The organism is Leptothoe sp. EHU-05/26/07-4 (assembly GCF_043421015.1).
Lineage (GTDB): Bacteria > Cyanobacteriota > Cyanobacteriia > Phormidesmidales > Phormidesmidaceae > Leptothoe > Leptothoe turfae.
The window spans coordinates 749,872-769,990 of the sequence record NZ_JAXSQV010000004.1 but is presented as its reverse complement, the minus strand read 5'-3'; the positions used below and the strand labels follow the sequence as shown (position 1 = coordinate 769,990).

Annotated in this window: 14 protein-coding genes and 1 pseudogene; 6 read left to right on the top strand and 9 right to left on the bottom strand. The window is 48.9% G+C overall.

Features of this window, described 5'->3' with window-relative positions; genetic code table 11:
- Nucleotides 1-584: 584 nt before the first annotated feature.
- From U2F10_RS16375 to psb34, 3 genes are all read right to left on the bottom strand, one after another.
- Nucleotides 585-2,099, bottom strand: a complete 1,515-nt coding sequence (locus tag U2F10_RS16375; RefSeq protein ID WP_163667580.1) for a hydroxysqualene dehydroxylase — start codon at nucleotides 2,097-2,099, stop codon at nucleotides 585-587.
- Nucleotides 2,100-2,240: 141 nt separating this feature from the next.
- Nucleotides 2,241-4,337, bottom strand: a complete 2,097-nt coding sequence (locus U2F10_RS16370; protein WP_499872753.1) for a hypothetical protein — start codon at nucleotides 4,335-4,337, stop codon at nucleotides 2,241-2,243.
- Nucleotides 4,338-4,569: 232 nt separating this feature from the next.
- Nucleotides 4,570-4,740: a photosystem II assembly protein Psb34 gene (psb34, locus tag U2F10_RS16365; RefSeq protein WP_163667573.1), complete on the bottom strand. Its 171-nt coding sequence runs from the start codon at nucleotides 4,738-4,740 to the stop codon at nucleotides 4,570-4,572.
- A gap of 218 nt (nucleotides 4,741-4,958) precedes the next feature.
- Between psb34 and U2F10_RS16360 the strand changes: the two genes are divergently transcribed.
- The gene (locus U2F10_RS16360) at nucleotides 4,959-6,230 is read left to right on the top strand and encodes a GTPase family protein (RefSeq protein WP_499872751.1); all 1,272 of its coding nucleotides are present in this window, start codon (nucleotides 4,959-4,961) and stop codon (nucleotides 6,228-6,230) included.
- Between the two features lie 40 nt (nucleotides 6,231-6,270).
- Here the strand turns inward: U2F10_RS16360 and U2F10_RS16355 are convergent, their stop codons facing one another.
- On the bottom strand, nucleotides 6,271-7,116 hold the full coding sequence (locus tag U2F10_RS16355) for a CPBP family intramembrane glutamic endopeptidase (protein ID WP_163667567.1): 846 nt from the start codon (nucleotides 7,114-7,116) through the stop codon (nucleotides 6,271-6,273).
- 172 nt (nucleotides 7,117-7,288) lie between these two features.
- Here U2F10_RS16355 and U2F10_RS16350 point away from each other — a divergent pair, with 172 nt between their 5' ends.
- On the top strand, nucleotides 7,289-8,176 hold the full coding sequence (locus U2F10_RS16350) for an ATP adenylyltransferase family protein (protein ID WP_163667564.1): 888 nt from the start codon (nucleotides 7,289-7,291) through the stop codon (nucleotides 8,174-8,176).
- A 73-nt stretch (nucleotides 8,177-8,249) separates the two neighbouring features.
- Here U2F10_RS16350 and U2F10_RS16345 read toward each other — a convergent pair.
- Nucleotides 8,250-8,565, bottom strand: a pseudogene (locus tag U2F10_RS16345) (Mo-dependent nitrogenase C-terminal domain-containing protein).
- Nucleotides 8,566-9,459: 894 nt separating this feature from the next.
- Between U2F10_RS16345 and groL the strand changes: the two are divergent.
- A complete protein-coding gene (gene groL / locus U2F10_RS16340) occupies nucleotides 9,460-11,139 on the top strand; it encodes a chaperonin GroEL (RefSeq protein ID WP_163667556.1) in 1,680 nt (559 codons plus the stop codon).
- 142 nt (nucleotides 11,140-11,281) lie between these two features.
- Complete coding sequence (locus tag U2F10_RS16335; RefSeq protein ID WP_163698269.1) at nucleotides 11,282-11,779, top strand: hypothetical protein; 498 nt, start codon at nucleotides 11,282-11,284, stop codon at nucleotides 11,777-11,779.
- A gap of 203 nt (nucleotides 11,780-11,982) precedes the next feature.
- Here the strand turns inward: U2F10_RS16335 and U2F10_RS16330 are convergent, their stop codons facing one another.
- From U2F10_RS16330 to U2F10_RS16320, 3 genes are all read right to left on the bottom strand, one after another.
- Nucleotides 11,983-14,364, bottom strand: coding sequence for an alpha/beta hydrolase family protein (locus tag U2F10_RS16330; RefSeq protein WP_499872750.1), 2,382 nt, complete (start codon nucleotides 14,362-14,364; stop codon nucleotides 11,983-11,985).
- A 335-nt stretch (nucleotides 14,365-14,699) separates the two neighbouring features.
- Nucleotides 14,700-16,115: a hypothetical protein gene (locus U2F10_RS16325; protein ID WP_499872749.1), complete on the bottom strand. Its 1,416-nt coding sequence runs from the start codon at nucleotides 16,113-16,115 to the stop codon at nucleotides 14,700-14,702.
- Between the two features lie 137 nt (nucleotides 16,116-16,252).
- Nucleotides 16,253-16,477, bottom strand: coding sequence for a hypothetical protein (locus tag U2F10_RS16320; RefSeq protein WP_163667544.1), 225 nt, complete (start codon nucleotides 16,475-16,477; stop codon nucleotides 16,253-16,255).
- Between the two features lie 499 nt (nucleotides 16,478-16,976).
- Between U2F10_RS16320 and U2F10_RS16315 the strand changes: the two genes are divergently transcribed.
- Nucleotides 16,977-17,681, top strand: a complete 705-nt coding sequence (locus tag U2F10_RS16315) for a hypothetical protein (RefSeq protein WP_499872748.1) — start codon at nucleotides 16,977-16,979, stop codon at nucleotides 17,679-17,681.
- A 369-nt stretch (nucleotides 17,682-18,050) separates the two neighbouring features.
- Nucleotides 18,051-19,616: an IS5 family transposase gene (locus U2F10_RS16310; RefSeq protein WP_499872746.1), complete on the top strand. Its 1,566-nt coding sequence runs from the start codon at nucleotides 18,051-18,053 to the stop codon at nucleotides 19,614-19,616.
- Nucleotides 19,617-19,640: 24 nt separating this feature from the next.
- Here U2F10_RS16310 and U2F10_RS16305 read toward each other — a convergent pair whose 3' ends face one another.
- A complete protein-coding gene (locus tag U2F10_RS16305; RefSeq protein WP_499872745.1) occupies nucleotides 19,641-19,883 on the bottom strand; it encodes a nucleotidyltransferase family protein in 243 nt (80 codons plus the stop codon).
- Nucleotides 19,884-20,119 lie beyond the last annotated feature (236 nt).

Below are 20,119 nucleotides of genomic sequence, written 5' to 3'. Positions count from 1 at the left end.
ATATTCTTTGAGAAGGGGATATGGGCTATCAAGGAGTGTGGCAGCAAATCTGGTAATAACAACAGGTGCTCCACTTCCTATAAAGAAATGGAGCACCTGAGAAGGAAACGCTTGTACTTTCTAGAATATGAGACTAAATATTGGAGCAGGTAATCACCTGACCAACGGCTGCTGAAATAGCTTCAATAAGACGTAAGTATCTAGACTGTGATTTTAGATACCCACTCCTGAACGAATGAGATCGCACTCTCCAACCAGCTACAACCCATAAAGTTGCAAATTTCAATTGTCGCAAGCAGCATAAGGGTGTTCATAATTATTTCTCCAAAACCTTAGCTACCCATACGCCAGCGGTTAGCTTCTCCCAGGGACACCCTCGTAAAGATCATATAAAGTTCTGAAAAGGCTACGGCATTCAAATTTTGAACTGCCTAGGGCATTGCTGATGGCCTCCAGTTAGGCAATAAAATGAGTAGGCCCCACCGGGTTCTTTGTGAGCCAGGTCAATGAACGCATCCATATGATTGCCAATGAAAGTTAGACACCGTTAGGCATATGCATAAAAACAACATGCAACTCGGCAACTAATAAGACCACCACTGTGGCACTACTTGATTCACCATTTGTCGCACCGTCTTATTAATCGCCCGTGCTGCCTGAATGTGGGGTTCATCGGGCACAATGGGGGTAATTTCTGCCGCTGTTCCGGTGCCCAGCATGCTAATTACCTGATTCGCTGCTTCTAAGCCAGTAACATAGGCCTTTTCCTGGGACCAGGAGCCGTGGCGCGTCACAATCCAATCACCACTCATAAACACATTGCTAAAGCTGGTTGTTCCCGGCAGCAGATAGCGATAGCTTCCCGGTGCAAAGTGGCTAACACCCTGGGAGATTCTCACAACGGCTTGGTCGACAACCTGGGCATCAGCAAACTCTGGAATACAGCCTGCCAAGTCTTTTTTCGTCAGGCTAACCACCTGTTCGTCACTTAAAGGCAACAACTGATTTGCATGGTAGTAGTCCACCTCAATCACACTACCGGGTTCATCCTTATACTCATCATGGAGAGCATTTAAGTCAAAGAAGGTCCATCCTGTGGCCTGATGAAAACCAAAGCAGGCATTGGATGGCAATGGTACGTCAATTTTGCGATCAAACCACAGTCGTGTCGCCAACACATCCACACCACCGAGGTTTTGCAAATCCCTAAATTCAGATCGATTGCGTAGAGCGTCACTGGCCGCAACAATCTTTTTCATCCCAGTAATGCCGACTGAGAAAATTACGGCATCTGCATCAAAGGTCTCATCCCCATCCATACCTGTGCAGACTACACCTGTCACGCGGTTATCCTTTACCTGCACATCACTAACTCGCTTATTGGCCAATACTTTGCCACCTAAAGACTCAATCCGTTCTACCCAGGGACGAAAGATCATCTCGCCTACGGTGCCTCGACACCAGCGCACATCAAAGTCAGGCTGGTGGGCCAAAATAAAGTAGTAGAGCATGCCCAATGCCGCCGCTGCCGAACATTGCTCACCCGGGGCAAACAGCCCCACCAGCAACATGGGTTCAAAGGATTCTTTATATAGACGTTCTGAAACACCATACTGCTTAAATAGCTCTCTAGCGGTCATGCCGTCGTAACGTTTCCAGGCATCGTCAGAGTTATCAAAATCCACCACTGCGTATAGCAACGGCAGTGCCGACAGCCGATCTGCCAGGGGTAGCCGCTTAAATTTGGTATGGACAAAGGTGCCCATGGGGCTGGGCAAATAAGGCATTGCCTGGAATAGGGGCGACTCCACCTCTAGACCCGCTGGGGAATATTGAGACGAGCGGGTATAGGGGGTAAACGGTTGAATACCCAGTTCATCCACCAGGCCAAAAATATTGTTGTAGGGATACCAGAAACCGTGAATACCGGCTTCTACAGAACGTCCCCCCGGCGTTTTCCAACCAGCAACTAGGCCACCGGGCTGGGGGCCAGCCTCAAGTAGCGTAACGTCATAGCCTTGCTTGGCTAGATGATAGGTAGCTCCAAGGCCAGCCCAGCCAGCACCAACAACGATTACTTTTTTCTCGGCTGAATTCATAAATTGCTTACTCGCCTACCTTTGTACTGTAGACCAGAAGCTCATCCGGTGCAGCCAGTCGCGATGCTCATCCCTAGTAAAGGGATTCACCAGACATCGCCAGAGGTATTAGCCAATAGCTTGATCAATCCTTTCCAGAAGTTAGGTATTATCCATTTCCATGGGATTGCCAGCGCTGACTAGACTGAGAAGTGGCCCCATCTGTTCCTGCCCATTGAGGGCTAGTTCACTGTGGCACAGGTAAAGTCTCTCTGTTGTTCGTCCTAATAAATCTCTCAAAATTCTCTCTAACCTGGCCTCGTGCATGGTCTCAGTATCCGCAGCTGTTACCGGTCGTTCTGGCCAACTGCTCAAGAAAATCTCAGCCCCAAACAGTTCATCACGACCCGTCAGCCAGCGGGGAGAACCGGCATCTAGCCAAAACTGCCAACGATGGGTAAGTCGCTGGGCTCGATACTGAAATACGGTGGCCAGGGTAACTCCCTGCCGCTCTCCATCTAACGATCTGGCCGGATAGGGATTGGCTGAGACTGTGCCTCGCTGAAGTAAACGGATAAAACGCCCCACATCACTGAGAGAATCGTCTCCTGGCATGCCGCCATAGAGAGCCAAGCGCTGCTCCACATCCCAAAAGTATTGAGCCGTTTCCATCAGTTCTCGCAGAGCTGAAAGCTGATCGATGGGTAGATAGTTACCACGCCATAAAAAATCTTGCACTGCCCGGTCCAGCATGATCACTGGACTGGTGGGATACCGCTGCTGCTGTTGTTTCTTTTGCTCGCTGAGCCAGTCCAAAATACGATTATAGGACTCTGTAGCCTGGTGGCCCAGACGATCCCACCGGGGAAAATTCTCCACCGGCAGCAGGCGAGGATGCTCAATATCGGGGACAAAACAATGGTCGGCAATTAACTCCGACCGCACTGGATCAATGCGGGTCAGGTCGAACCAGGGCAAACTGGCCTCAGTTTCTGGGGTTTGGCTGAGCACCACTAGCATTTCAGCCACGGCATCACGATTAACCAGTCGTCCTAACCCTGGATAAACCAGAGATAGTAAGGCAAGCAAAGCCCGCACAAATGGAGAACTAATTAAAGGTCGCTGATCTTTAAGGGAGGCAACAACAATGCCTCGATCACTCAAAATCTCGATTAGACTGTAGCGAGCAATGGCGTCTAAACCAGGGCCAATCACCGCAATTTCTGCTGGCGTCACGACTTCACGGTGAATGGCATCGGCCATAAAATCCGCAGTCTGCCGCAGCATTTTGCCTCGGGTGGTGGCTGTGATTAATTGCACCTGCTCGGGCAATTCGGGGATGGCCAACGGGTCTTGCACCCACTGCACCACATCATCGGCCATGGTGTAGCCGAGGCTATCAGTATCGGGGTGGGGCAGCTGTATCTGCTCACAGTCTGTTGCCAATGTTAGAGTGGCCGCAGGGTCAGCCCCTACGCCTAACCGCACTTGACCGCTGGGGTTATAGGTAAATGCCTGGGAGCGACCGGCAGTTTTGAAGATTTGGAAGAGGGGAATTGCGATCGCACTATACTCATCGACATCATCGGCAGCTGTCCCAGCAAATCTCTCTAGCAGCTGCGACTGATACTGAGATAAAGGCAACAAGTATCGCCAATAAAGCTCCGTCATCAGTCCATAGGTAAGCAACCCTCGTTCCAAACACCAAATGCGCCACTGCAACAGCGCAGCCCCAATCGCTTCCCAGGTGTTGGCTGGTACCAGGTTCGGCATCATTCCCTGTTGCAGTCGCAGGGTAATTTCTTCAGTTGGAATACCTGCCGAAGCTGCCAACTGCAATAAATCTAGAGCCCGTCGCACCGTTTGGGATTCTGGCCAGCCTTCCACTTGCAACTCTTCTGCCAAAAGTGGCTCCCATAGCTGCAACGCCAACAGCTGTTCATTTTCAGGACGCAGCTTGAGGGGAAACTGAGCTTTAAGCCCCAGAGACTCCACTAGCAAAGGCCAGAAAAGAATGACTTCATTCTGAATAAAACCAGCGGGCGTAGTTGTGGTGTAAGGTACCTGATCTTGCACAGCAGATGCCAGCCGCTGAGCTAAAGCCATGCGGTTATCACCGTTGGCAGCAAACATTAACCAAGGACGTTCAGCCGTAGCCGTCTGCTGCAATAGCCAATTTATCAAATGCTGGGTTTTACCACTGCGCGTAGGCCCCGTAATCCACATCGATACCATAGCCGCCTCGTCATCCTGGACCATGACATCTGATAGTAGCTCTAATATTCGTGATTAGTTGTGAGTGATTAGTTGTGAGTAATAAAACCCTTATACAGCAAAGAATAGCAGTTCTTAAATTTTAGGCCTTTGGGCAGTTGTCCCCATCCTTAGAGCGTCTCAATAATGGAAAAGGCTCGCATAATGCGAGCCTTTTCTAAAGGTAATAAGCAGTTAGCCGCTACTCAGGCAAGCCAGTCAAAAATTCAAAGCTGTCTTAGGAAATTACGGTTGTCAAAGCAATCAAGCCAACCACCAGGGCAGCACCAGCAAGACCCAAAATAACGTAGTTACGCTTTTCACTGGCTGTCGGAGGCTGAGCCTCATACATCTTGGGCTCAGAAGCAAAATTGTTAAGGCGTCCACCTTCTTCAGTGGTGTATGGCATAGGTATAAACTCTTACGGCACCATCACCTGTTAGCTTAGCAAAAGTTAGTGTAGTTATTTATCAAATCCGACACATTACACAATAAATCGCAATAATTGCTTCCGCAGGCACTTTCATATCGAGTAGTGAAATCAGCACCTAATCGGGGTGAGGTTCCCTCCTAGAGAGCGTTGAACTGATCGATACAATACTATTGAAGGCTCCATGAGGAGATGCGATGGCAGCATCCGCCCAAAATCCCCAGCCCAAAATCCCGTCATCACAAACGCAGCGCTGGCTAACGACTTGGCATGCAATCAAGTCCAGTATATCTCTAGATCAGGTCACCCAACGAGTGCTGAAATGGTTCGCAGTCGATGATGACCAAGTTGCCAATATCCTGGAAAAAATCAGGGCGGAACTACCTACCACTGAAGCTTGGCTGATCGGCAAACCCCAATCGGGCAAAAGTTCAATCGTGCGTGGGTTAACCGGAGTCTCTGCAGATATTATTGGCCAGGGATTTCGGCCCCATACCCAACACACCCAGCGTTACGCTTATCCATCAGCAGATCTGCCACTGCTGTTATTTACAGATACGGTTGGGCTAGGAGATGTGGACCGCGATGTAGACAGCATCCTACAAGAACTCCAAAATGACCTTGCTCAGCAGGCGCGCGGGGCGCGGATCTTGCTGGTGACAGTTAAGGTCAATGACTTTGCAGTGGAGAGTCTGCACCAGATTTTGCGTGGTGTTAGAGCCCAGCATCCAACAATTCCAGTGGTTTTAGTTGTCACCTGTCTGCACGAGCTTTATCCTACCGGGGCTGAGCATTCGCCCTACCCACCTACACAAACATCAATTCAACGGGCCTTTGGTGAACTCAAACGCAGTTTTGACGGTCTCTTTGACAGTGCCATTATGGTTGACTTCACCCTTGAAGAAGACGGCTACACTCCTGTTTTTTATGGGCTGGATGCGCTACTCACTGTCCTATCTGACCAGCTGCCCGAAGCAGAGTCCAATGCTATCCATCAACTGCTAGATCAGGCTGATGACGCCACCACCCAACTAGGGGCGATCTATCGAGATGTGGCTCGACGTTACATTTCAGCTTTTTCCGTGATTGCGGCCACATTAGCTGCGGTGCCGCTACCCTTCGCCACGATGCCAGCGATTACGGCGCTGCAAGTTTCCATGATTGTTGCCCTGGGGCAACTTTATGGTCAACGCCTCAGCTTTTCCCAAGCAGGCGGTGTTGCTAGTACCATCGCTGGAGGTTTCTTGGCCCAAGCCATCGGGCGAGAATTGATTAAATTGATCCCCGGTTTCGGCAGCGTTGTTGCGGCTTCATGGGCAGCAGCTTATACCTGGGCGTTGGGTGAAGGTGCATGCATCTACTTTGGCGATCTGATGGGTGGGAAAAAGCCTGACCCTGAACGCATTCAAGCCGCCATGAAAGATGCCTTTAAATCGGCAAAGGAGAGATTTCGTAAAAACCCCATGTAGGGGCGTTGCATGGAACGCTCCTAAACAACGGATTCGTTTATTATCCAAAATAGGGTGGTTGTGTATTTTTATGGGGCCAACTATTAGAAATGAAGTGCCATAACGTAGGCGCAGCCAAACACAGGCCGATAAGGCCCACCCACCAAGTCTGCTGAAAATCACCAATATCAAATGTTTGGGGACCAGGTGATAGCAATTCCGGTGCAACCGAGACAACATTGTTGAGCGCATGGGCAATAATCGGCACCCACAAACTGCGGGTGCGAATATACAACAGCGCCATAATCACACCAAACATGGTGAGCCCCAAGGGGTTGTTGATGTGTAACATGCCAAACAGTAAAGATGACATGATAATCCCCACAGGCAAATTCCATCGCACAGCCCAGCGTTGTAATAACACACCCCGAAATACAAATTCTTCAGCGATGGGGGCAAAAACCAGAACAACAAACAGCATCAAGTAGCGATATAGACCAGGAGCCACTGTTTCAACATTTAGCAGCTGTTCCGTCAGTCGTTCTTCCACAAACCCAGGAGCAAATAGTGAGACGGGGTAAAACAGCAATAAAAAGCTACTGAAAGAGAAAATCAGCATACTGGAAATTAACAATATGCCATAGGCCCACGGGAAACGCGGCGGCGGCCCAAATAAACGAGTTAGCTGCAAACCAGCTCGCTGCCCGGTGGTGATAAGAACGACACACACCAATCCAAAAATAATTATGAACTGGACAGGTATCCACAGTTTGTCATTTAGGGGCCAGGGCAGCAGCCGTTGATAATCAAGGATGCCATAGATAATTTCTACCAGCAGGTTGCTCACAATAAAAGCAACTAACACATGGGTACGGAATTTGAGTACTTCGAAGGGGTTCCTACCCATGCGAACACCTTAATAATTAGAGTGCATTTAATTTCAAAACAGATGACCAACTCGGGCATTACGGATCTATGCCGTGCATCAGAAACGATATGACGCGTCGGGATGTAACAACATATTTGTACCAGAGCTATGTTAAAACTGCATAGCAGTAGCGGTTTATCAGGATAGATATATGTGCGATCGCACAGACTCACACCCTCGCAAACCCTGGCAGTCCCATACCCTATGGTCCAAACTCCAAGCCCAAACCGAGCACGGCTTAACTACTGAAGCCCTAAAACCCATCGACACCGAGTATGAACTTGTTACCGATGGGTGTGTGGAGTTTATTATAAGAATTTTAACCAACCTAAACCGCAAAGCTCAGGCCCGTAAGGTTCAGGCCAAGAAAAAGACCAATCCGTTTTTACCCTACGACCCCAACCTTTATGTCACAGACATCTCCGACACCCATGTCTGTCTGCTAAACAAGTTTAATGTCGTTGACCATCATTTTCTGATCGTCACCCGTAGCTTTGAGTCTCAGCTCGACTGGCTTAACCTGGCTGATTTTGAAGCCCTTTGCCGCTGTATAGAAGAAGTCGCTGGCTTATTTTTCTACAATGGTGGATCCGCTGCTGGAGCCAGTCAACCCCATAAACACCTTCAGCTTATCCCCCAACAGTCCATGGATTTGCCCATTGAAGCAGCCATCCGCGTCACCAATTTTATTGATGGCATCGGTCAGTCGCCTCAGCTGCCCTATGCCCACCGCATCGTTCAACTCAGTCCTGATGACGGACCGCAGCAATGGCTTCAGCATTATCGACGACTATTACATAGCCTGGCACTAGATGATCCCACCGGACAATGGCAAGGGTCCCAGCGAGATGCCTATAACCTACTGGGCACACGCAACTGGTTAATGGCCGTGCCACGACGTCAGGATGACTATCTGGGCATCTCGGTCAACTCCCTCGGTTTTGCCGGTTCGTTATTGGTCAAAAACCAAGAGCAAATGGACAAACTTAAAGAAATCGGACCGATGACCTTATTAAAGGAAGTCGGCAAGGCAATTTAACTATGTAGGGACGCTCCATGGAACGTCCCTACCATAATGGGAATGTCCCTACACGAGTGGATACAACCCACATCTAAATTAGAGCGGAAATATCTTCGCCGCATTCATCGGCCAAGAAACATAGGGCCCGGAAGCGTAAACCCACTACCTCGTCATATAAAGGGTTAAGCTTACACATCGGAGGGATGTGAGCGATTGTGCGGCCAAACAGGACAATATCACGTTCAAATGGACATTGAGCAGGAACGACGCGAGCAATCCAACGTGCTTGCTCAGGGTCTTTAACATTTAAAGAGATCGATCCAGAATCGAAGAGGCTGCAACGGCTTGAACTGGAACTTGATGCCATGGAGAACGTGGTTCTTCAGAAATGCAGTGGCAGAAGACATGAGTTAGAAAGAAAGACTTAATTTTTCAGGAGAACAGATTGTTAGAAGCGCTGACTGTTTAGATAGAAGATTTATAAGGAGTTTAGTTATTAGAAACGCTAACTGTTCAGACAATGGAGTTATAAGGACTTGAGGAGTTGTGTGTTAATTCCCTCTAAGGTAAGCAATTAACGTTGTGCCTAGGTAAAGCGAATAATAACCCTGACGAAAGTTTTCTAAAGGTCTAATAAAGAACGGAAACTATAAAAACAATGTAATTTGAACTGGATTTCAGCCCAAAATAAATGCTAGAAGATGGATCCCAATTTGTGTGTTACGAACGAGACATTTTCTAGAATCTGATGCAAGATACGCATCTGACCTTTACCTTTCCGGATACTCGTAGCCCCTCAGAAAAACTTTGCAAATTTAGTCAAGGCCGTTGGTAGAAAACTAGGGAACGGAATAACACTAAAGTCATCTTGCCCAGATTCCCAAAGTTATTACCTACGAGATTGACGTAACAATAATTACCTCTCTCGGTAAATATATTAGTCAGTATTCAGCGGCATTAGGCAGTTCCCATCAGATTACCGTTGGGTAAAGCACTTAAGACATTGGGCAAGAAATTTGTCAAACCTGATACTCTACGCTGACCATCTTCTAGAGAATTGAATAAACTCAACAAAAGTTGATACGCCAGGTATGGCCACACTGCACAGCTACAGGGAGCATCTGAATTGCGGCATCTGAATTGCGGCATCTGATGGATACTGCGCAGGCAGACCAAGCATGGGGCGGTTCTAAGGATCGGTTATCGCGAATTAAGCAACACCATGTCGTGATATACGCTTAGTTAGCACTCTGACTCAGAGAGTGCTAAGGTCTTTCATTGCAGAGCTAAACGAGCTGACTATGGCGAAACTGGTAGTATTTGATGAAAAGTCCCGCCAGGCTTTAGAACAAGGCGTTAACGCCCTGGCCGATGCGGTCAAAATTACCCTTGGTCCTAAGGGTCGTAACGTTGTTCTTGAAAAGAAATTCGGCGCACCTCAGATTGTCAATGACGGCATCACCATTGCTAAGGAAATTGAGCTGTCTGATCCCTATGAAAACACCGGGGCACGGTTAATCCAAGAAGTAGCTTCTAAAACTAAGGACTTAGCTGGTGACGGTACCACCACAGCCACTGTGTTGGCTCAGGCAATTATCCGTGAAGGCCTCAAGAACGTAGCGGCTGGTGCGAACCCCGTGAGCCTACGTCGCGGTATTGAAAAAGCCGTTGCCAAATTGGTTGATGAGATTGCAGCGGTCGCTAAGCCTGTAGAAGGTAAGGAGATCGCCCAGGTAGCTACGGTATCCGCTGGTAGTGATGAAGCCATCGGCAGCATGATTGCCGAGGCTATGAATAAAGTTACTAAGGACGGTGTGATTACCGTTGAAGAATCTAAGTCCCTCAATACCGAACTCGATGTGGTTGAAGGGATGCAGATTGACCGGGGTTATATTTCCCCTTACTTCGTCACCGATCAAGAGCGAATGATCGCTGATCTTGAAGGTGCACTGGTTCTGATCACCGATAAGAAGATCAGTTCTATGCAGGACCTGGTAGGCGTCCTAGAAAACATCGCCCGTGCTGGCAAGCCCCTCGTCATCGTTGCTGAAGATGTAGACGGCGAAGCGCTGGCAACATTGGTTGTCAACAAGGCTCGTGGCGTCTTGAATGTCGCTGCGGTTAAGGCTCCTGGTTTTGGCGATCGCCGTAAGGCTATGCTGCAGGATATTGCTGTACTGACAGGTGGTCAGGTCATTTCTGAAGACATTGGTCTCAGCCTGGAAATGGCGACGGTTGAAATGCTAGGTACTGCCGATAAGATCACCATTACCAAGGACACCACTACTATTGTGTCTGAGAGTGGCAATAAGGCAGATATCGACGAGCGCATCGGTCAGATTCGTAGAGAGTTGAACGAAACTGACTCTGATTATGACAAGGAAAAGCTATCTGAGCGTTTGGCTAAGCTAGCGGGTGGTGTGGCCGTAATCAAGGTTGGTGCTGCCACTGAAACTGAACTGAAAGACCGCAAGCTACGCATTGAAGATGCCCTAAGCGCAACTAAAGCAGCTGTGGACGAGGGTATCGTTCCTGGTGGTGGCATTACGCTATTGCACCTGGCGCAAAAGCTTGACGACCTTAAAGCTAGCCTCAGCCCTGAAGAGCAGACTGGTGTCGACATCGTTATGCGGGCTGTAGAAGCTCCTCTGCGTCAGATTGCTGACAATGCTGGTGATGAAGGTAGCGTAGTTGTCGAGAAGGCACGTTCACTTCCTTTTAATGAAGGTTACAACGCCCTAACTGGTGCCTACGAAGACCTGATGGCTAGCGGTATTGTTGATCCCGCTAAGGTTGTACGTTCTGCATTGCAGGATGCTGCGTCTATCGCTGGCATGGTCTTAACGACCGAAGCACTTGTGGTTGAGAAGCCTGAACCTGAAGCTGCTGCACCTGGTGGTGACATGGGCGGCATGGGCGGCATGGGTGGCATGGGCGGCATGGGTGGCATGGGCGGCATGGGCATGCCCGGCATGATGTAACATCCATCCTGTCTTTTTAAGGCCATATTTTGTAGGGGCGTTCCGTGGAACGCCCCTATGTTTTTTATGATTGATTGGCGCAGGGATATTAATCGGCTATATTCTAAATAGTACATATTTACTTAGCGATTGGAAAAAGCCAGTGACTCAAGTGTCTGACCCAGCCAAGCTCCATGAGGTGGAACTCAGCCAGCGGATTTTAGAGATGGCAAGGGCAGGTGTGTATCGCGAGTCGCTGTTTGATACGTTTAATGGGGTGGCGAGCAAGCGTCAGGTGCGGGCTGCGATCGCAACCGCCAAACAGTTCGGCCTCCGTTCCAACCCAGCGCTCCGGGATACTGACCTGGGTACTTACTACCACATTGATTCCAAGCAATACGACAGCTTTCAAACGCTACTAGAATCAGCAATTTCGCCTGTATCCACCGATGATGTGGCCACTCGTCTGCGCAAACTAACGGAAGCTGTGCAGATTTTGGTGCGGGTATCGGGTGGCGTTGCGATCGCTCTTCTAATTAGCGGTAGTCTCTGTGTGCTGAATGGCAAGCTGACGCTAGCCGCAACTATCTGGAGCGCATCTCTGGCCGTAAGCCTGGTTTGGATGCTGCAAAAATTATTGGTTGGGTCATTGTTGGATTAAGGTTTTGCCCTCGGTATACCAATAAAAAATTAGATACCCCGCAGGGGCAATCCCTTGTGGTTGCCCCAATTCCTACGGACAACATATTTCTTTCGGGTGGTACAAAATTCTGGCAAATAGCGAGCAATATCGCGGGGTAAGCACGAGGCATTACCCCTACGGTGTTTCCATATATTGGAGATGTCAGGTGACCAACAAGGGGGTTAGGGTTCACCACCTTTTACATGGTCATCTAACCAAGACACCATTTCCCACAACACGTGGCCAACGGCTTCGCGCGAGCGATATACATGGCCCTCTGCCGGTAATGACACATAGCGCACCGTACCACCGAGGCCTTTCATCGCCTCGTAGAGACGCTCAGACTGAATCGGATAGGTACCTGGGTTGTTATCCTCAGCACCGTGGATCAACAACAGTGGCTCATTAATTTTTTCAGCGGCAATAAACGGAGACATGGTTAGGTACGTCTCAGGTGTTTCCCAGAAATTACGCTGTTCTCCTTGGAAACCAAAGGGTGTGAGCGTCCGGTTATAGGCCCCACTGCGAGCAATGCCTGCCTGAAAGAGATCGCTATGGGCGAGCAAATTAGCGGCGGTAAATGCACCATAGGAGTGGCCGCCGATGGCTAAGCGCTGACCATCGCTAACACCTCGTTCTACCAGCAAGTTAACTGCGGCCTCAGCACTCGATACCAGCTGCTCAATGTAGGTATCATTCGGTTGCTTATCCCCTTCACCCACAATCGGCATGGTTGGTCCGTTGAGGACAGCATAACCCTGCGTTAACAAAAACAAAACCGAATCTCGTCCTGGACGAGTGAACGTATACTCTGAGCGAGTATTCTGGCTAGCAACTGCACGATCTTTAAACTCTCGCGGATAAACCCAAAGCACCGTAGGTAAAGGGCCATCGGTCGCTGGATTATAGCCCGGTGGCAGGTATAGAGTGGCTGTCAGCGTGACTCCATCCGCACGGGGATAGCGCACAATTTCTTTTTGTACATCAGCATACCAAGCCAGGGGATCAACAAATTCCGTTAGAGGCTTCTCTTCTCCACTGGACAGCATCAGCTGATGATAGTTGCCTGGGCTAGTCTGAGATTCTCTTCGAACAATAATATTTTCAGCATTAGCATCTAGCAAACGCGTTATCCGACTAAAGACGTCTCCTTCAGCCTGCCAAAGACGCTCTGTTTCTAAGCTAGTCAGATCCAGACGATCTAAAAAGGGAAACACTCCATCGGGTGAAGCACCACCGCCGTTAAGGTACATACTCTTGCCATCCTCACTGAGCATCAGCACTGAACGGCCATAGGGCCCTGGCATCAGAACTGGACTACCTGGATTGGCATAGGCATTCTGAAAGTCTCTTTCATCTAGCAAGACTGGCTCCGAGGCAGTTTGCCCAAGATTAATGGACCAGGCTTTTAATTGACGGCTGTCGTACCAGGCTTCTGTCACAACAGCAAAATCTTCTGTGCTCCAGGTAACCCCACGAAATCGCAGGGTGGAACGCCATAGTTCTGTTGGCTCCCCGTCAAAAGGTGCAGCCAGAGTATACAGCCCATCCCGATGCTCCGCCTCATTGCTGGCATCACCACCGTCTAGGGCCTCTGTCCAGAATAGGGTGGCAGGCTGATCGGTCCGCCAGCCGATGCCCCGTTTACCCTGCCGCACTGAGTCAAAGGCAATGGGAATATCGTCGGCCAGGGGTAAATCCGCTAACTCATGTACCACCTCCCCCTGGCGGTTAAGCACCTCGTAACGCACCGGAAAACGAGATAGGGGAACCTGATAGGAAAAGGGACGATGCACGGTGGACCGTAACAGCCACTGACCATCGGGAGAAACCGTTACATTGCGGAGCAGGCTGGGATCATCCAGCAGGGTAATCTCTCCATCCAGGCTAATGTGGGCAATCTGAGATGAGAAATAATATTCAAGCAAAGCTTCATCGTGGGGGCTCTGCAACAAATTAGTGTAGGTGCGAGTCGCGGCCACCCGTCCCTGGCTGCTTTCAATCACAGGTCCAACAGGCACCTTAGGCTCAGTGGGGGGGACACCTAGCCCCTGGGGTCGCACTTTACAAATCAGCCCCTCATCCCCCGGCAGCCAACGACAAGGGCTGTTATACACACCATTGAGAAGCGGACCGCTCAGGGGTCTTGCCTTAGCTTCCGCCACATCTAAGACCCATAGCTCAATGCCATCAGCCTGGGTCAGCGTAAATGCCAAATAGCGATTATCGTAGGACCAGCGCAGGTTGCGGATCCGTGCATCCGGTGGTAAGTGGATGGGAGTACTCTCTAAGGTCCCTAGACGACGAACCGTCAGTCCTTTATAGGAACCTTCTTGGGCAGGTCCCCAGGTGTTAGGGTTGATTTTTGTACCTGCGATCGCAAGCCAGGGTTCTGATAATTCTGAAATTGGCAGCAGCGCCCGTCGTTCTAGTTCTACCAGCCACTGGTTATCTCGTGAAATCGACACTGCCGGTAGCGGGTCCACATCCAACATCGACGTAATCGGTTCAGGTGGATTTTGCCAGGTGGACATGGGCTGATCGGTCTGGGCTGAGACAGGCATAGCAATTAAAGGAATAACAACAAGCGGGAGCAAGTGTCGAAACATAGCGTATTTTGGGCTAGAACCTAGAGTCTAGATGCTTCCCGCAGCCTTGTGTTGTGCTGTCATGAAATCTAAAAAACTCAACATACGGGAGTTAAAGGGAATGGGAAGTAGGGGCAATCCCTTGTGGTTGCCCTGAAACGACAAGGCAGAACAGAATCAATTCCTTGTGGTTGCCCTGAGGCAGCATTACATACCAGGAGCAATTCCTGATATTCACCCTCGGCAACAAAAAATAAGGGGGCAGTAGAAAAATAAAGGACTGGTTAACAAAGGTATTAGGTTCTAGATAGTTAATCCTGCTGCCCCAAAAGGAATTCCTCCACATTTAGCCTGTCAGCTTCTGGAATGTTCACAACGACAAGATATCCAGCGAAATCTTCGCCATCAATATCCGTCAAGGCGGCCAAAATTTTGGGCATATCAGCCCGTTGTAGCCGCCCCTGATGATCATAGATTTCAATGGCAGACAGACAACCAATGGTAGGATTCCAGCCTGCGCTGGCAGGGTACTGACGGCTATTGGCAAAAAAGCCTGGATCTTCACCGGTACCGTGGATGCGGAAATAGTTACGTCCTGCTTTGCCGGCCCAGTAGGTTTGCTGAATGGGTAAATAATTACGCCAGGTTGGGGGCAGCAACGCCTGGTAGGCAGCCAGTCCACCGCTCCAGGGGGCTTGGTCTGCCTTAGTTTGGGATGGTAAAAAGGCTTTTACACCGGGTTCGTGGGGCACAAACAGCTGCACCAGGGCAAATTGACCGTAGGGTCGAAAGTAGTCGGTATCGGGCTGGGGAATGGTGCCTTCGATGCGATAAATTCCCTGGGGTGTTTCGCCTCGGGTGAAGTTCCAGGAGAGACCGGTGTGGAGAGATCGCAACCCCAACGGCACAGACCAAAGCTGTCCGTCTGCTCCGCGTACAAATTTGCCCTGGCGATCTTTGAGTACGGCCTGGCACAGCTGACCTCGGTCAGGAGAACAGAGCACGTAGAGATGCAACTGTTCAGGGGCAATGGTCCAATCTAATAGCTCATCCAGGGGCGGCATGGCGATCGGGTGATCGATGGCAGCAACATCGTGCAGAGTAGTCCTGAGGTATAGATCTTGGTGCCAGTTGGGGAAGCGTTGGCGGATGCGATCGCTGAGGACATATCGCTGTTGAGGCGTCGTTTCACCTTGAGCCAGGGCAGATAAGGCCATGGCTGACCACTTGGTATTGTGCACCTGGTCAACGGCATCCGCCAAAGACTGCTGAATTTTAGGATGGGCATTTGGAGCGCTTAAATACAGCTGGGTACCGATTTGAAACGCCATTTCTATGGTTTGGCGTTGATTGGCCGATAGCTGAAATGCGTTGGCTTGCCCCATCAGGTATGCAATAGCCTCATCAATGTATGCAGCCCGTGGTTCTAAAATGCCAGTGGACCAGAGGAGGTTTTGCCAGTGGGTCTGGTGCTCTTCGGTAAAGGGATAGAGGACCAGACTGTAGTTGTGGGGTTGGATGTGCGATCGCTGCTCTTCAACATAGGTTTCTCGGGCGGTTGCTGTTGCCACCGGCAGTTGGGTAATGGGCTGGGTGCCATTGCGGGTTAAGTCCTCAACCGCTATGGCGTCTGCCTTGGCGGAAAGTGAGGGACACAAACCAAGACAACAGACCTGAAGAACGACAAGACCGCTGACTCGATTGAGTTGGCTCGGCAGATTGAACATAAGGCTATATGGGCCAACATTATATTTGGATCATGTTTTAAAGATAAAACATATCCCATACAGCAGCTTACGAGCCCAGACGTTATTGATACCCGTGCTAGTCATATTGTGGGAAAGCAACAATTGAAGGTTAGCCTTTATCCCATAATGCCGTACTCCCAAACCCAATCGGGGGCTAGGTCTTCTTTTTTCATTGTCTCTTGCTTTTTCATCATCTCATGGTGGTTATGGGTATCCCAGGTGAAACCTGATGAGGGAATCTTAGGCATCTCATAGGGACTGCCTTTTTCTTCTATGGTTCTAGTCGAAACAGACTGAACATTGTAAGACTGACTGCCAGGAATGGAGGGTTCAGGTGCCATGGTGATTGCCTTGGGTTGCTTGAGGCTTGTATTTAAATATGGATACATGCCTGTAGCAGTAATTTCCAAGGAGGAAAAGCTAGTATTTTAATTTTTTCTGATTTTGGAAACTCATTGTTGGGTTGATGGTTGTTGGATTAGGTTGAAAAATACACAACGGTTGGTTTTATTGGTTTTCATACATTCAACCCAACTTACGCATTGGCCATATGGAAAGTTGGGATGCATCCCGGAAAATGGAGATAAATGTAGAATTAGTCTAGGTTAAATTTTCTGATTTTAACTGATGGACCCATGAAGCTAAAATCATGATGACTACGATCTGCATAGCCATTTCAACTCCACCATGGAGATCAGTCATGTCAGTGGATGACATTTTTTATGGAAATTTATCTGATGCAGTCTCAATATAACTATCTAAATTCTGTTCATTAGACGTTCTAAACAAAGCCGTTGCTTATCAATGATTGTCATCTAAGAATTCCAAGAGGTATTTAGTGTGATCCAAAATTGTCAAATCGATCCAACCCGCCTTAAACCCATGATGGAATGCATGGATATTATGGATATCAGTGAGTTAGTTGATTCTGTTCCAGAAGATGAGTGGGACTGGAATATTATCTCAAAAAGAACGGTTATTTATTCTTGTGGGATCATTTGTCGAGATGGAGATGTTGTAGAACACAACCACCATCCGACCGAGTTTGAGCTATGTCAGCGTCTATCCCAGGCAGCCGCTGACATTATGGATGGCATATATATCAAGATGGGAGATGAAGGCGATCATGACTTCTCACCATTCTATATTGTTGCGAATAGTGGCTCTAATATTCCAGAAGAGATTACAGAAGACTTAATACGTTCGGCCTTTGGTGGCACCATTCACTATACTGCCAGAATCACAGTTGAGCCATTAGACGGAATTGTCAGTCGGGTAGAAGACAATGCTGACCTGGACTATGGCGAAGATGATGGGGATAAAGTGTACAGGCAAAGTGAAGAACGTTATGTCAAAGCTTGGCAAGCTCTAGCGAAATGGTTTAATGAAACACCAGAGTTACAGGCTCCTGTGTTTGTGAGTGTGGACGAAAGAGGTGACGATGATGATGAGTCTATGGTGGGCTCTGTGTTTCCTAGGCTAGTGCTGGCACTAACTAACAATGGTAGTCTAGTTGGTCTTTTTAGCTGTGTGGTTCATACTTAAACGAATCGTAGCTGTCAGGGTGGATTAGGGGGTTGCGATCGTACCATCGTAGGTTGGGTTTCATCCCATCAAAATCTCTCGCCTGCAAACAACAACCTGATTAACCAAACATTATCAACATCCCAAAACACTTTCGATAGCACGTAGAATATCTCGGACACATAATTGCCAAGTTCTAGAAGACACGAACTTTATCCTCTAAAACCGGCTGTCTTAAGTGTTCTTTCAATGCATCTTCAGTGCCAATATCTAGGGTTTGCTGTTAAAGTCAGGCACCCATATTCTGCAAGGGTTTCAATCTATTGCGACGTGCTTAAGTGCACGGGAAAATAGCTAAAATGCTCAAAACCCTTGCACCTACTTCGGGAAATGTACCGACAACCTTCGCCCGGTCAGCTATCGTTCCAAGATTTTTATTTGCCGTTTGGGGGCAAGTTATCGGAAAAGAATCGTTGGGTCAAACTAGCTGGGATGATCCCATGGGATGAGTTTGAATCGATCTACGCTAGCCAGTTTAGTGAGGATATGGGAGCACCAGCGAAAGGATTTCGGATGGCGTTGGGGGCCTTGATTATCAAAGAGAAATTGGGAGTTAGCGACCGAGAGACGATTGACCAGATACGGGAGAACCCATATCTGCAATATTTTCTAGGGCTTCATGAGTACAGCGACACGCCCCCCTTTGATGCGTCAATGCTGGTCCATTTTCGCAAACGAATCAGTGTCGACCTAGTGTCAACGGTCAATGAGTCGGTGGTTCAAGCAGGCCTGCCTCCATGCCCCCAAGTCTCTCCCCCACCTGAGGAGCCTTCATCCGAGAGCGATGATGATGACTCAGACCCACCCAACCCGCCGCCATCGATTGGCAATCAGGGTCAGTTGATTGTGGATGCCAGTTGTGCGCCTGCCGATATTCGCTATCCAACCGACCTGGATTTGCTCAACGAGGCCAGGGAACAGAGTGAACGTCTTATCGATGAGTTGTATCAACAGGTTGCGGAATGTCTTCCTAAAAAGCCGCGAACGTATCGTCATATCGCTCGCAGAGACTTTCTCAGGATTGTGAAACGGCGCAAAAAGCCCCGCAAATTGATTCGTAAGGGACTGCGCCAACAGCTCAACTATATGCGTCGAAACCTGGGCCACATTGACCAGTTAATCGAGGCAGGAGCGACGCTTGCGGCGTTGAATCCACGGGAGTACAAGACGCTGTTGGTGATTCATGACGTCTATCGGCAACAACAGCACATGTACGACCGCAAGCAGCGCCGGATTGATGATCGCATTGTGAGTATTTCACAGCCCCATGTGCGTCCGATTGTGCGGGGTAAAGCGGGCACACCCGTCGAATTTGGGGCTAAATTCGATATCAGCTGTGTGGCAGGCTATGTGTTCCTCGACCATCTCAGTTGGGATAACTTCAATGAATCCACACACTTGATTACTCAGATAGAACGGTTTCGAGCTCGAACCGGACACTATCCAGATTCAGTCCATGCCGACCAGATTTATCGAACACGGGATAATTTGAAGTGGTGTAAACAGCATGGCATCCGTCTGAGTGGACCGCCTTTAGGTCGACCGTCTCTTGATGAGGCTCAACAAGCGCTCCTCCGACAACAAGCCCGAGACGATGAGAGTATTCGGGTCGCTGTCGAAGGTAAGTTTGGCCAGGGTAAACGACGATTTGGACTCGGACGGGTGATGGCCAAACTCGCCCAAACCGCCGAAACCATGATTGCCATCACCTGTTTGGTGATGAACTTGGAGAAACGGCTACGCCGTTTTATTGTCTTGTTTTTGCTAGTCTTGATGCGCTTACTACGCGGCTATCAGGCGAATGTGTGTCCCTTTACAGAAACGTTAAGCAAGGACTGGCTGAAAATCCTTGCCTCTGGGAAAGGGACTACTGACCCTGTCTGGGCTATTGGATAACCCCTGAGATTTCTATTCAGTTTTTCAGCAAACCCTATCTACAGGATACTGAAGCAGATCTTGAAGAAATAACCTGATTTTACTCAGACCAAATAGCCCGATAGGACGGGAAAACTCTACTAAACAATCAATGTCACTATCGGCAGTAGCCTGATTCCTGGCAACTGAGCCAAAGAGCTGCAACGAGGAAACACCTAACTCCTGTAGAACAGGTTGCTGAGCTTTAAGCTGAGCTAGAATTTCGTCTCGAATAGGAATCGACTTCATCCTGGTTATTGGCTAACAAGTATGAGCTTATCGTAGCAAAACATCGCAATCCATTAATGGCAAGGTTGATATTACACACCTTGCAGAGATTTATTGAATGGCTCGTAAATCAAGAATCTTACGCCATAACTTCTGTTATCACATCACCACACGATGTAATAATCGAGAATTTCGTCTGATACGCTATGAATGTCGTTCAGTCTTGTTGTATGACATTCAAAATGGAAGAAATTCGG

Excerpts from the sequence above, each read along its gene's own strand:
- U2F10_RS16375 (WP_163667580.1), bottom strand. The coding sequence starts at position 2,099 with ATGAATTCAGCCGAGAAAAAAGTAATCGTTGTTGGTGCTGGCTGGGCT.
- U2F10_RS16370 (WP_499872753.1), bottom strand. The coding sequence starts at position 4,337 with ATGGTCCAGGATGACGAGGCGGCTATGGTATCGATGTGGATTACGGGG.
- psb34 (WP_163667573.1), bottom strand. The coding sequence starts at position 4,740 with ATGCCATACACCACTGAAGAAGGTGGACGCCTTAACAATTTTGCTTCT.
- U2F10_RS16360 (WP_499872751.1), top strand. The coding sequence starts at position 4,959 with ATGGCAGCATCCGCCCAAAATCCCCAGCCCAAAATCCCGTCATCACAA.
- U2F10_RS16355 (WP_163667567.1), bottom strand. The coding sequence starts at position 7,116 with ATGGGTAGGAACCCCTTCGAAGTACTCAAATTCCGTACCCATGTGTTA.
- U2F10_RS16350 (WP_163667564.1), top strand. The coding sequence starts at position 7,289 with ATGTGCGATCGCACAGACTCACACCCTCGCAAACCCTGGCAGTCCCAT.
- groL (WP_163667556.1), top strand. The coding sequence starts at position 9,460 with ATGGCGAAACTGGTAGTATTTGATGAAAAGTCCCGCCAGGCTTTAGAA.
- U2F10_RS16330 (WP_499872750.1), bottom strand. The coding sequence starts at position 14,364 with ATGCCTGTCTCAGCCCAGACCGATCAGCCCATGTCCACCTGGCAAAAT.
- U2F10_RS16325 (WP_499872749.1), bottom strand. The coding sequence starts at position 16,115 with ATGTTCAATCTGCCGAGCCAACTCAATCGAGTCAGCGGTCTTGTCGTT.
- U2F10_RS16320 (WP_163667544.1), bottom strand. The coding sequence starts at position 16,477 with ATGGCACCTGAACCCTCCATTCCTGGCAGTCAGTCTTACAATGTTCAG.
- U2F10_RS16310 (WP_499872746.1), top strand. The coding sequence starts at position 18,051 with ATGTACCGACAACCTTCGCCCGGTCAGCTATCGTTCCAAGATTTTTAT.
- U2F10_RS16305 (WP_499872745.1), bottom strand. The coding sequence starts at position 19,883 with ATGAAGTCGATTCCTATTCGAGACGAAATTCTAGCTCAGCTTAAAGCT.